12 protein-coding genes are annotated in these 12,251 nt (G+C 47.7%); 9 read left to right on the top strand and 3 right to left on the bottom strand.

Going from position 1 to position 12,251, the window contains the following annotated elements; all coding sequences use genetic code 11:
• Positions 1–7: 7 nt before the first annotated feature.
• The 6 genes from SULKU_RS07885 to SULKU_RS07910 all read left to right on the top strand — a co-directional run bounded on the left by SULKU_RS07885 (position 8) and on the right by SULKU_RS07910 (position 5,626).
• Entirely contained in the window at positions 8–556 is a 549-nt protein-coding gene (locus SULKU_RS07885; protein WP_013460423.1) for an adenine phosphoribosyltransferase, read from the top strand.
• Entirely contained in the window at positions 556–1,755 is a 1,200-nt protein-coding gene (gene trpB, locus SULKU_RS07890; protein ID WP_013460424.1) for a tryptophan synthase subunit beta, read from the top strand. The genes SULKU_RS07885 and trpB overlap by 1 nt, the downstream gene beginning before the upstream one ends.
• 8 nt (positions 1,756–1,763) lie before the next feature.
• Positions 1,764–2,357: a DedA family protein gene (locus SULKU_RS07895; RefSeq protein ID WP_013460425.1), complete on the top strand. Its 594-nt coding sequence runs from the start codon at positions 1,764–1,766 to the stop codon at positions 2,355–2,357.
• Positions 2,338–3,774 carry a leucyl aminopeptidase gene (locus SULKU_RS07900; RefSeq protein ID WP_013460426.1) on the top strand — a complete coding sequence of 479 codons (1,437 nt, stop codon included), beginning with the start codon at positions 2,338–2,340 and terminating at the stop codon, positions 3,772–3,774. Before SULKU_RS07895 ends, SULKU_RS07900 begins: the two co-directional genes overlap by 20 nt.
• Before the next feature lie 118 nt (positions 3,775–3,892).
• The gene (ychF, locus tag SULKU_RS07905) at positions 3,893–4,993 is read left to right on the top strand and encodes a redox-regulated ATPase YchF (RefSeq protein WP_013460427.1); all 1,101 of its coding nucleotides are present in this window, start codon (positions 3,893–3,895) and stop codon (positions 4,991–4,993) included.
• 30 nt (positions 4,994–5,023) lie between these two features.
• Complete coding sequence (locus SULKU_RS07910) at positions 5,024–5,626, top strand: hypothetical protein (RefSeq protein ID WP_013460428.1); 603 nt, start codon at positions 5,024–5,026, stop codon at positions 5,624–5,626.
• Here SULKU_RS07910 and SULKU_RS07915 read toward each other — a convergent pair.
• Genes SULKU_RS07915 through SULKU_RS07925 form a run of 3 tightly spaced genes read right to left on the bottom strand, consistent with a single transcriptional unit; the run spans position 5,616 to position 8,361 of the window.
• Positions 5,616–6,434: a phosphatidylserine decarboxylase gene (locus SULKU_RS07915; RefSeq protein WP_013460429.1), complete on the bottom strand. Its 819-nt coding sequence runs from the start codon at positions 6,432–6,434 to the stop codon at positions 5,616–5,618. The two genes, SULKU_RS07910 and SULKU_RS07915, sit on opposite strands and share 11 nt — an antisense overlap.
• A gap of 3 nt (positions 6,435–6,437) precedes the next feature.
• Entirely contained in the window at positions 6,438–7,529 is a 1,092-nt protein-coding gene (gene truD / locus SULKU_RS07920; protein WP_013460430.1) for a tRNA pseudouridine(13) synthase TruD, read from the bottom strand.
• Positions 7,530–7,536: 7 nt separating this feature from the next.
• Positions 7,537–8,361 carry a thiamine-phosphate kinase gene (locus tag SULKU_RS07925; protein WP_013460431.1) on the bottom strand — a complete coding sequence of 275 codons (825 nt, stop codon included), beginning with the start codon at positions 8,359–8,361 and terminating at the stop codon, positions 7,537–7,539.
• 291 nt (positions 8,362–8,652) lie between these two features.
• Between SULKU_RS07925 and sdhA the strand changes: the two genes are divergently transcribed.
• Genes sdhA through SULKU_RS07940 form a run of 3 tightly spaced genes read left to right on the top strand, consistent with a single transcriptional unit; the run spans position 8,653 to position 12,245 of the window.
• The gene (gene sdhA / locus SULKU_RS07930; RefSeq protein WP_013460432.1) at positions 8,653–10,365 is read left to right on the top strand and encodes a succinate dehydrogenase flavoprotein subunit; all 1,713 of its coding nucleotides are present in this window, start codon (positions 8,653–8,655) and stop codon (positions 10,363–10,365) included.
• A gap of 10 nt (positions 10,366–10,375) precedes the next feature.
• The gene (locus tag SULKU_RS07935; protein ID WP_013460433.1) at positions 10,376–11,353 is read left to right on the top strand and encodes a succinate dehydrogenase/fumarate reductase iron-sulfur subunit; all 978 of its coding nucleotides are present in this window, start codon (positions 10,376–10,378) and stop codon (positions 11,351–11,353) included.
• Between the two features lie 10 nt (positions 11,354–11,363).
• Positions 11,364–12,245, top strand: a complete 882-nt coding sequence (locus tag SULKU_RS07940) for a CoB--CoM heterodisulfide reductase iron-sulfur subunit B family protein (RefSeq protein WP_013460434.1) — start codon at positions 11,364–11,366, stop codon at positions 12,243–12,245.
• Positions 12,246–12,251: the final 6 nt, after the last annotated feature.

Raw genomic sequence — 12,251 nt, forward strand, 5'->3', positions numbered from 1 at the left:
AACCTTTATGAATCTCAGCGTCAATGACAGAGCAATTTTAATCAACGCTATCCGCGATATCCCCGACTTTCCAAAGCCGGGAATTATTTTTAAAGACATTACGACTCTCCTTTCGGACAAAGAAGCGTTCGGCGTTTTGATGACGCATCTGCACGATCGTTATGTATCGTATGATCTGACACATGTTGCGGGTATTGATGCGCGAGGATTTATTTTCGGTTCCGCTTTGGCGCAAATGCTCGGTGTCGGATTCGTCCCTATCCGCAAAAAAGGGAAACTTCCCTACACTACGGTATCGGAGAAATACTCTCTCGAATACGGAGTCGATGAAGTGGAAATCCATATTGATGCGTTCAGTGCGGTTGAAAAACCGCGCGTTCTTTTGATCGACGATCTCATCGCAACGGGAGGAACCGCTTATGCGGCAGCCAATCTGATCAACAAAGTGGGTGCGGAATGCATCGAAGCCTGTTTTGTCATGGGGCTTGATTTTTTAAGCGGTCAATCGAAATTGCGCGATATTGTTGAAGTTTATACCGTGATCGGAGTCGATTGATGTACATCCCTAGCCCTTCTAAATTTGATCCGGTTGACGGACACTTCGGCATCTTCGGAGGACGTTATGTCCCCGAAACATTAATGCCTGCTTTGCTGGAGCTTGAAGAAGCCTACAAAGAGATCCGCTTCGACGAAACATTCTGGAGCGAAGTCGACGGCTATCTGCGTGATTATGTCGGTCGTCCGAGTCCTCTGTATTATGCCGCCAATCTCTCCGAAGAGTTGGGAGCCAAAATCTATCTCAAGCGGGAAGATTTGAACCACACGGGTGCCCATAAAGTCAATAATGTCATTGCGCAGGGATTGATGGCGAAACGTTTGGGCAAGAAAAAAGTGATCGCCGAAACAGGCGCGGGTCAGCACGGTGTCGCTACCGCAACGATCGCCGCACTTTTGGGATTGGAATGCGAAATCTTCATGGGAGCCAAAGACGTTGCACGCCAAGAGCTGAACGTTTTTCGGATGAAACTCCTCGGCGCCAAAGTCCATGCGGTCGAGAGCGGTTCCAAAACCCTCAAAGACGCGATGAACGATGCGATCCGCCACTGGGTCACCCATGCACGCGATACCTTCTATATTATCGGAACCGTTGCGGGACCGCACCCTTATCCGATGATGGTACGCGATTTTCAGGCGATTATCGGATGTGAAGCCCGTGCGCAGATTTTAGAGAAAGAAAAGCGTCTGCCCGATTACGTCATCGCCTGCATCGGCGGGGGTTCAAACGCGATCGGAACTTTTCAGCACTTTTTGGAAGACAAAGAGGTACGCTGTATCGGGATCGAAGCGGGAGGATTGGGTGTTGAGACAGACAAACACGGATGTTCGCTCCTCAAAGGGCGACCCGGGGTACTGCACGGGCAAATGAGCTACCTTCTCCAAGACGAAGACGGACAAATCCTCCAAGCCCACTCTATCTCGGCAGGGCTGGATTACCCGGGTATCGGTCCGGAACACGCTTTTCACAAAGACAACGACACCGTCAGCTACGACAATATTACTGATGATGAAGCGCTTGATGCTTTCGTATGGCTCAGCCGCCGTGAGGGGATTATCCCGGCATTTGAAAGTTCTCATGCCGTTGCCTATCTAAAAAAGATGCCCGACATCAAAGGTAAACTCGTCATCGTCAATCTCTCCGGCCGAGGAGATAAAGATATGATTCAGGCAAAACAAATTTTAAATTTCGATAACTAAGGCTGTCCGTGGAAGACTTATTAATTGGGTGGCTCAAAGAATACGGCTACATCGTCCTCTTTTTCTGGAGTATTTTGGAGGGGGAGATGGGGCTGATTATGGCCGGTATCTTTTCCCATATGGGGGATATGTCTCTACCTATAGCGATTGCCGTCGGCGGGTTCGGAGGATTTATCGGGGATCAGATCTATTTTTACATCGGACGTTTCAATAAACGCTACATCCATAACAAGCTCCGTTCTCAGCGCCGCAAATTTGCTATCGCCCACCTCCTGCTCAAGCGGTACGGCTGGCCGATCATCTTTATTCAACGCTATATGTACGGTATGCGTACCGTTATCCCTATGGCGATCGGTTTGACACAGTATTCGAGCCGGCAGTTTGCCATCATCAACTTTATCAGCGCTATTTTTTGGGCCGCCATCACTATTATTCCCGCCTATTACTACGGTGCTCAAATCCTTGAAATGCTAAAATGGGGCAAAGAACATTGGTACATCGCCATACCGATCATACTGATTATTATCAATCTAATCGTGATTAATCTAAACCGCCTCGAAAAAAATCTTTTGGAGAAACGCCGTGAACGTCAAACTGTTTAATCAACCCCTTGCAAAAATCGGAGCCGAACTTACTGTAGAATTTGTAAGTGCCGCGTCATTTGAAACGCACCCGCATCGTCCCCTTTTAACACAGGCGGGATTTAAAGCCGACCATGAACAAATCTGTGCTCTGCACGAACACCGTCTTCTCGTATGCGGTATCGATACGGCACAAAGCGACGAGTATTTTCGATCCGCTATGGCAACAGCCATTAGAGCGGCGATGAATTATGGGTACACATCTCTCAAATGTTCCCAATACTCCCCAGAGCGTTTCCGCGCCTTGATCGAAGGGGTTGTTTTGGGAAGCTATAAATTCGAGAGCTATAAATCGGATCCCAAACCCTCTGCACTGAGCAAAGTGATCTTTTCAAGCGAAAACAATGACGGATCATCCAATGCGTTCGATACTTTGGAAAGTATCTTAAATCAAACCCTTATCATTTCAAAAGCGACCAATTTTGTCCGCAATCTGGTCAACCAGACCCCCGATGATATGACGCCTCAGCAAATGGCGATCACCGCAGATGCTCTGGCCGAAAGCAATGATCTCGAATGCACCATTCTCGATGTCAACGGCCTCGAAGATGAGAAAATGTTTGCCATGCTCTCCGTCGGACGCGGTTCTGCCCACCCTCCCCGCCTGATTCATCTCGCCTACAAACCCGAAAATCCGAAAAAAGTGATCACCTTAGTGGGTAAAGGGCTAACCTACGACAGCGGCGGTCTCAGCCTCAAAGCGGCAACCTCGATGGTGACTATGAAAATGGACAAAGCGGGCGGATGTGCCGTTATGGGGATCATCAAAGCGATCAGTGAACTGAAACTCGATATCGAAGTGCACGCGTTTGTCGGAGCGGTTGAGAACATGATCAGCGGCAATGCCTACAAACCCGATGACGTTCTCCGTGCTAAAAACGGCAAAACGATAGAAGTGCGCAATACCGATGCGGAAGGTCGCCTCGTCCTCGCTGACGTTCTAGGCTATGCACAGGAGAACGTTAAAGCCGACTACCTCTTCGACTACGCTACCCTTACGGGTGCTTGTATGGTAGCCCTCGGGCCGTATACGACCGGAGTCATGGGGCATAATGAAGCGCTAAAACAAATGTACGTCGAAGCGGGAGCCGCCGCAGGTGAATACTGCGGTATGCTGCCGTTCAACCGCCACCTCAAAAAACTGATCAAAAGCGACCTTGCCGATGTGTGCAACGTCTCGTCTAAACCCTACGGAGGAGCGATCACGGCAGCATTGTTCCTCGATAATTTCATCGATGAGGAGATGAAAGATAAATGGGTACACTTCGATATCGCGGGTTCAGCGTATACCGAAAGTGCATGGGATGTCCACACATACGGCGGTACGGGTGCAGGTGTCCGTATGACCCTTGAATGGCTTTTGAAACATTGTAAATAATTCATCCTATTCTCGAGTTCTGTCGAGAATAGCCATCTCCCTCAGTCCCCACTCAACAACTATAGTTTATAATTACGCCAATACTTTACGCATCGAATCACTATTAAGGAAACATTCAATGGGCTTATCAATCGGACTCGTAGGACTACCAAACGTCGGAAAATCGACCACTTTTAACGCGCTTACCAAAGCACAAAACGCCGAAGCGGCGAACTATCCGTTCTGTACAATCGAGCCGAACAAAGCAACCGTTCCGGTACCTGATATCCGTTTGACTGAGCTTGCAAAAATCGTAAACCCTGAACGTATCCAACACTCAACCCTCGATTTCGTCGACATCGCAGGACTTGTCAAAGGAGCCAGCAAAGGTGAAGGTTTGGGGAACAAATTCCTCTCCAACATCCGCGAAACCGAAGTCATCTTGCAGATCGTCCGCTGTTTCGACGATGAAAACATCGTCCATACCGAAGGACGTATCGATCCTCTTTCAGACGTCGAAATCATAGAAAACGAGCTGATCTTCGCCGATATCGAAGTGCTTACAAACCGTATCGAGCGTCTCAAAAAACAGGCGAAAAACGAAAAAGACGCGGCAGCGATGATGGCGTTTGCCGAAGAGTTGGCGGAGTTTTTGGCAGAGGGGAATCTTGCCCGCAACTTCCCGAAAGCCGATTCGGAAATGTATGAAAAACTGATGAGTGAAACTCGACTTTTGAGTGCTAAAGAGATCATGTACGGTGCCAACGTCGATGAAGACGGCTTGAGCTCTGACAACGAGTATGTTCAGCGTCTCCGCGAACACGCCGCGAAACACGGGTGCGAAGTGATCAAACTCTGCGCAAAAATCGAAGAAGAACTCGTCGGTATGGAAGACGATGAGCGTGACGAGTTCCTACGCGATATGGGTGTAGAAGAATCGGGGTTGGAGCAGATCATCCGAAAAGGGTTCGATAAACTCGGGCTCATGAGCTATTTCACCGCCGGCGTCAAAGAAGTACGTGCATGGACGATCCATAAAAACACCACCGCACCGAAAGCCGCAGCCGTTATCCACAACGATTTTGAAAAAGGGTTTATCCGCGCCGAAGTGATCGGATATGAAGATTTTATTGCCTGCGGCGGCGAAGCCAAATCGAAAGAGGCGGGGAAAATGCGTTTGGAAGGTAAAGAGTACATTGTGCAAGACGGTGATATCATGCACTTCAGATTTAATGTATAATTAGTATTTACACCTTTACAGGAGGCGTTAATGTCTTTGAAGTATGCCGGCCCCAAACCTCTTATCTCGGCTCACGGGATATCTTTTGATCTGAATAAAGAAGATAAATTCGTTTATCTGAGTATCGTTGCAGAACTTATTCAGGCACTAAACCATGAATATGAGGGGGGCAAACGCTATACCTATCTCGCCTCCAATAAACCGATGGATACCGACCGTATTATTGATCTTATCCGACAAAACGATCCGCAGCTGGACCAAGAGATCCAGGATAGACAAAAGATCGTTGAAAAGGAAATTGAAGAAGAGCTCAAACATGCACATGCGAACAAAGTATTGTGTGAAGAAGAGAAAGAGGTCTTGGTTAAAAATATTGAGCTGATGCGAAATTACCTGATCAGCCGTTCTATCAATAAAACCGTTTACTACAGCGGTATCACGTCATTGGCGCATATCATCCAAAAAGGGCATATCGATACGATCTTCGCCCCCATGTTTCCGAAATTCCAGCATGTATTCCACTCGATACAGGGGGCGTTGTTTAAACTTCATCCCGCAATTGACAGCAATATCGATATTTACGAGGAAGACGGCCATCTCAGCATCCGTCTCGATATCCTCTTTAGAACGTAAGCCGCCCGATCGTCTGGGCAAACTTGACGTTATGCCCGCTTGAAATTCCGAATTCGACCATATCTTTTTCACACAGCATGACAATGGTCGATCCCATTCTGAAACATCCGAAATCGTCCCCTTTGCTCAGATGCAAATCGCGATAGCTGTATTGGCTCGGAGTCAGGACTGTATTGGTACGGATGCGCGGCTCAAAGCTCACTTCCATCTCACCGACATTCAAGGCACCCACCAAGATCAGGAAAAACCGTTTCCCCTCCGAGCTGAGACACTCCAAAACGACCCGTTCGTTTTCGATGAAAAGATTGACCTGTTTTTTCAGGGAGGGGATATTGACCGGATAGAGTTTGCCCGGTATATGGACGGCATGAAGAACCTGCATGTCGATCGGCGCATGATAGCGGTGATAATCGCGCGGCGAGAGATAAAAATTGACAAAGGTTCCGTTATGGACGCTTTTTTTCGAATCGCTGCTGATTCCATCCCCCAAAACACCGTCGATACTGTAGCTCATCCCCTTGATCTGTAGCGCCAGATCTTCTTCGATAGCTCCGCATTCGGTGATAAGCGAATCACACGGGCTGATCATATCGCGCGGGTCGGTTGAAAAAGAGCGTTTATGGCGAAATCTTCGGGTAAAAAGGGCATTAAGGCTCGGATAGCTCTCGGGTGAATCAAAATCGCTCATATCTAGTCCCATCATTCTAACATAGGCATGATTGATAGCGCTCTGGAATCTTTTTCCATGTGTTTTGGACGCAAAACGTCCGAATGTTTGCGAAATTGCAGAGGTGAGGTGTTGTTTCAATGGTTACTCCTGTGTTTCATCGGTTTGAATTGGGCGTTTGGCGATCTCTTCGATCAGTACGGTGGCGTAGCACCCTTTGGGGAGGGTGAAATGGAGTTCGAACCACGCATCGTTCTCTTTATACTCCCCCTCGATATCTTCGGGGAAAATCCATCCGTAGCGGCGTGCACCGTCAATCCCGGAGGTGATCGCATCATAGACTTTTTCGACACTCTCAGCCAATCCGACGGCACGTGTCGCACGCTTGCCGCTCAGCAATCCCGTGACCGAAATATCCCGTTTGAAAAATCGCTCAACTTCCTCTTCGCTCTCATAATGGAAGATTTTTCCGTACGGGTAGTGCATCATCACATCCCCGTGGATCAGTTTAAAAGGGTGTTTTTGCTTTTTCATCGCTTCGATCTCTTCTTTCGGAAACACCAATACACTGCACAGCTCATCCACACCGAAACTTTCTACGAGTGTTGAGATCTGAACGCGTCGGCTCAGCCAATCGTTAAAAAGAAAACTCTGATAGGCATTGACGTAAAACTGCGCCAATTTTTTATTTCGCTCTTTGAGCGTCCCCGCCAAAATCGCTGAGCCTTTTTTATAGTTTTCTCCGTCAAGCCCGAAACGCTGAAATCCGAAATAGTTCGGCATCCCCTGTTTTTTGATCAGCTTCAGCGCTTCTTGAATTTTAAATGCGGCGGTCGGGTTGACCTTTTTGAGGCGGATAAAAAACCGGTTCCCTTTGAGATGGCCGACACGGATTTTATTGTTATGGTAGGTTTTTTCCAGGATTTTGATCCCTTCGTGCTCAAAGTTCTCCAAAACCCCTTCGTATTTGCGCGGCAGGGAAATGTATTGCTTGGTCTGGGCATTCTTGTCTTTGAGCCCCGCATACCCGATATCCCGCCCTTTGATCCCCAAATGGTTGCTGAAGATATCGATCATCTGCCAGGTAGAGAGATTTTTTTTGCGGACGTGAAGTACCAGATGTTCCCCGTCTCCGCTAAAAGGATAGAGGGGAATCTCGTCTACGACGAAATCGCGCGGCGATTGGCGAAAGTGAAAGTCGATTCCACTGTGAGGGAGATAATATTGACGTTCCATGAAACTCCTAAAAATGGTGCGCTTTGCAGCGATTGGTATAGCTTCCGCGCACAGCGCGGGCGACAGGTGTGATGGTCGTTCGATTTTGCGCCGCGATACGGCGCAGGGTTTGCAGACGACGCGGAGAAAAAGCGATCAGCATCTCATACTCTTCTCCGCTGCACCCTATCTTTTTGGGAACTTTTTTTGTAAATCGTACCCCCATCCGGTTGGCACGGCACAGTTTTTCGATATCGCTGAACAATCCGTCAGAGATATCCATCCCGCAGCGCAGATAAGGACGTGCTTCCGCAATAAACGATTGGCGCAGTTTCGGCGCGACGAAACGGCTTTGCGTATGAACGCTCCCCCCCGACATCAGATAGCGGAGCTGTTTTGCCGATTTTCCGATCTCACCGGTATAAGCGATTATATCCCCGCGCTTTAGTCCGCGGCGTAACAGCGGATTCGCTGCATGAGAGATAATCGTGACGGAAAGATCGAGCTTGGAATTGCCGATCGTGTCTCCCCCGATGATTTCGATACCGTACTCTGATGCGGCGGTCCGAATTCCCCGTGAGAGTTCATCCATCTGATGAAGGCTCATCGATTTTGGCATCGCGGCACCGAGCAGTGCATACTTAGGGACGGCATTCATCGCAACGGCATCCGAGATATTGATAATCATCGCTTTGTAGCCGATTTGATAAGGGGTAAGCCACTTTCTTTTAAAATGGATATTTTCGAAAAAAAGATCTTTACTGTATATCCACTTGCCGATTGCCGCTCCGTCGTCACCGATATGTGTTTTGGAAGAGCAAAAAGTGGAAATAAAATAATTTTCTGCGTTCACGCTCTCTACCCATCTTAAAAATATTATCATTATAGACAAAATGAGATTATGGTTGCGTTAAAACACCAATCTATCCCGTTTTAAATCCCGATTCATTGTGTAAATTCATTTTCAGAATATCATACACTGTAACTTTTCCACTCACATACAGCAGCAAAGATATCAATTTTGTTACTATTTCGGACAAGAATAAAGAGTTTCAATCCTAAGCAAACACTATAATCCTTTTTAATCTTACCCAAGGAGCGGCGCGCTATAATCGTCCACAGATTTTATCAACAAGGAAGGCGTATGAGTATTCCCATTTATACTTATGATGCGGTGATTGTCGGAGCAGGACTAGCCGGATGTGCTGCAGCTCGCGAGTTGCAAAAAGCCGGCAAAAAAGTTGCCGTCGTCACAAAACTACACCCGTTACGGAGCCATTCAGGCGCAGCTCAGGGGGGAATCAACGCGGCATTCAGCGAAGCCGACAGCGTTGAACTTCATGAGTTCGATACCGTAAAAGGGTCTGACTATCTTGCAGACCAGGATGTTGTACAGTTTATGTGTGAAAAAGCACCGGAGACAATCCGTTGGGCAGAGCGTATGGGTGCGGCATTCAGCCGTAACGAAGACGGTACGATCGCACAGCGTCCGTTCGGAGGCCAATCTTCACCGCGCGCCTGTTTTGCAAAAGACCGTACGGGGTTGACGCTTCTTCAAACCATTTATGAACAAGCGTTCCGCGAAGGCGTTGAATTCTGGGATGAGTGGTATGTCGCCGACTTGTTGTATAACGAAGGGAAAGTGTACGGTGTCAGTGCCTACAACATCCGCAACTCCGAAAAAGCGATTTTCAATGCCAAAGCGGTTATGTTCGCAACCGGCGGATACGCTCGTGCATTCAAAATCAATTCAAACGCCCATGCCAATACCGGTGACGGTCTTTCACTCGTAGCGCGTCACGGTCTTCCGCTTGAAGATATGGAATTCGTACAATTCCATCCGTCAGGTCTTTCAGGAAACGGTGTTTTGATCTCTGAAGCAGCTCGCGGTGAGGGTGGAAAACTCCTTAACTCACTCGGTGAGCGCTTTATGGAAAAATACGCTCCGAACGCAATGGAGCTCGCATCACGCGACGTTGTTGCCCGTGCGATCATCCAAGAGATCCGTGAAGGACGCGGTGTAGGCCCTCGTAAAGATGCCGTTTATATCGACCTTGTTCATTTGGGCAAAGAGAAAATCATGGAGCGCCTGCCGGAACTTCGCGACCTTGCGATCACGTTCCTCGGCCTTGATATGATTAAAGAGCCGATCTTGATCTCGGCAACGGCTCACTACTCTATGGGCGGTATCCCGATGGACAAACACGGTCACGTCCGCAAAAACAATACCGAGTTTGTTGAAGGATTCTATGCGGCGGGAGAGTGTTCATGTTCATCCGTCCATGGTGCAAACCGTCTCGGAGCCAACTCGGTTCTCGAAGCATTGTTATTCGGACGTTTCGTCGGTAAGACCATGGTTAATGAAGTCGATTCTATCGAATTGCATCCGGCTAGCGAAGCGGATGCACAGCGTATGATCGATGAGATGCAATGGGTTCTTACCAATAACGGCCAAGAATCAGTCAGCGCCCTTCGCGAAGAATTGCAACAATCGATGACTGATAATGCGGGGGTTTTCCGTACCGCTGAAACACTTTCCAAACAAATGGAAATCCTGAAAGATTTGCGTGCACGCTACAAAAATATCCGTATTTCTGACAAATCAAAAATTTTCAATACGGAACTTCAAGAAGCAATCGAATTCGGTCACATGCTTGATTACTCCCTCTTTATCGTTGCCAGCGCATTGGATCGCAAAGAGAGTCGCGGTGCTCACTTCCGTGAAGATTTCCCGACACGTGATGACGAAAATTTCTTGAAACACACCATGGCATACATGGATGAAAACGGAAATATCAAACTTGACTACATGGACGTCACACTAGGCCGCCATGAACTCAAAGCACGATCATACTAAGGAAGAGACTATGGATACGATAAAATCGCAACAAGTAACGTTTAAAGTTTTCCGTTTCAACGAAGAGACCGATTACCTTCCTTACTATAATACTTATACTCTCGACGTAACGCACGAAGAGGTTGTCCTGGACATCCTCAACCGCATCAAATGGGATCACGACGGAAGCCTATCATACCGCCGAAGCTGCCGCCACGGTATCTGCGGTGTCTGTTCGATCAAAGTAAACGGCAAAGGAATCTTGGCCTGTAAATCCCGTCTATTTGACCTTGTCGAAGTATTCGGAAACGAAATCACGATTGAGCCTCTTAGCACAAAACGCGCTATCAAAGACTTGATCATCGATAAAAAAGATTTCTGGGACAATCATGCGGCGATCAAACCGTATCTTGTCAGCGAAATCGAAGAGCATCCTGCGCAAGAGCACCTGGTCAGCCCTCACGATGCCGAAAAACTTCTTGAAGCCGACTACTGCATCCAATGCGGTGCGTGTCACTACTCTTGCCCGGCATTAGAGGTTAATGACAGCTTCTTCGGTCCGGCGGCATTTGCCGCAGCGTACCGTTTCAGTGCCGATGTACGTGACGAGGCTTCAGTTGATCGTCTCCACATCGTCAATGAGGAAGCCCAAGGGGTTTGGGATTGTGTCAAATGTATGGAGTGTGCGGAGGTTTGTCCGAAAGAGGTTAACCCTATCGAGAAAATCACCAAACTGCACAACATGGTATTTGAAGCGGGCATTGCGAAAAACAATGTCGCTACACGCCATGCCGTCGGATTCGCCCATTCGATTGAAAAACACGGTCTACTCGATGAGGGTGAACTGGTACGTTATTCAGAGGGGAATATCGGTGTTCTCAAACACGTCCCTGTCGCTCTTAAAATGTTTGCCAAAGGTAAAATCGTATTGCCATGGAATATGCCAAAAGCCGATAAATTAGATGAGATCAAAAAACTAATCAAATCTTCATCAACAGTAAAGTTTTAGGGAGTACCCAATGGAAAAATTAAAATATGCACTTTTTACCGGCTGTACCGCAAAAGAGAGTACGCCCGAGCAAATGATGTCGACTTTGGCCGTTGCAAATAAATTGGGGATCGAACTTGTAGAACTCACCGAGGCTTCTTGCTGCGGTGCTTCACACTTACAAGATTATGATGACTTTTTATCTTTGGTTTTAAATGCGCGCAACATCGCGTATGCCGAAAAACACGGTCTTACAATGGTTACCATCTGTAATACGTGTCAGCTCAACACGGCAATGACCAAACATCGCCTTGATCATAATGCAGAGCTGAAAGCAAAAGTAAACGCAAAGCTCGCAGAAGTCGGTTTGGAGTACAAAGGGACGTCTCAAATCACCCATTTCTTATATGCCATTATCGATGATTTCGGTTTGGATAAGATCAAAGAGATGGTGGTTAAACCTCTTAGCCAATTCAACATTGCACCGTTCTACGGATGTCACAATATCCGTCCTTCAGAACTTCAAAATGAGACGCATAAAAGTCCTGAAAGCGCCTATAAACCGACATCGCTCGATGATCTCATCGTTGCGTGCGGCGGGGCAAGCGTGGATTATGTGGAAAAAACCAAATGTTGCGGATTCCATGCAGAGCTGCAAGCACCTCGTACAGCAGCCTTGCTTACTGGTAATGCCGTAGCCGGTGCGATGGATGCGAATGCGGACTGGATGGTAACTCCGTGTCCTCTTTGTCACCTTAAACTTGATACGCAAACGCATCATGCCTCTGTTGCTCTTGGACGTGAAGTTTCTCTTCCTGTCCTTCATATGCAGCAAATGGTCGGTTTGGCGCTCGGATGTACCCCTGCGGAACTCGGACTAAACCACCACGTAACGAAAGTCGATTTCGTTTAATCCTCT

Source organism: Sulfuricurvum kujiense DSM 16994 (genome assembly GCF_000183725.1).
GTDB lineage: Bacteria > Campylobacterota > Campylobacteria > Campylobacterales > Sulfurimonadaceae > Sulfuricurvum > Sulfuricurvum kujiense.

Excerpts from the sequence above, each read along its gene's own strand:
- SULKU_RS07885 (WP_013460423.1), top strand. The coding sequence starts at position 8 with ATGAATCTCAGCGTCAATGACAGAGCAATTTTAATCAACGCTATCCGC.
- trpB (WP_013460424.1), top strand. The coding sequence starts at position 556 with ATGTACATCCCTAGCCCTTCTAAATTTGATCCGGTTGACGGACACTTC.
- ychF (WP_013460427.1), top strand. The coding sequence starts at position 3,893 with ATGGGCTTATCAATCGGACTCGTAGGACTACCAAACGTCGGAAAATCG.
- SULKU_RS07910 (WP_013460428.1), top strand. The coding sequence starts at position 5,024 with ATGTCTTTGAAGTATGCCGGCCCCAAACCTCTTATCTCGGCTCACGGG.
- truD (WP_013460430.1), bottom strand. The coding sequence starts at position 7,529 with ATGGAACGTCAATATTATCTCCCTCACAGTGGAATCGACTTTCACTTT.
- sdhA (WP_013460432.1), top strand. The coding sequence starts at position 8,653 with ATGAGTATTCCCATTTATACTTATGATGCGGTGATTGTCGGAGCAGGA.
- SULKU_RS07935 (WP_013460433.1), top strand. The coding sequence starts at position 10,376 with ATGGATACGATAAAATCGCAACAAGTAACGTTTAAAGTTTTCCGTTTC.
- SULKU_RS07940 (WP_013460434.1), top strand. The coding sequence starts at position 11,364 with ATGGAAAAATTAAAATATGCACTTTTTACCGGCTGTACCGCAAAAGAG.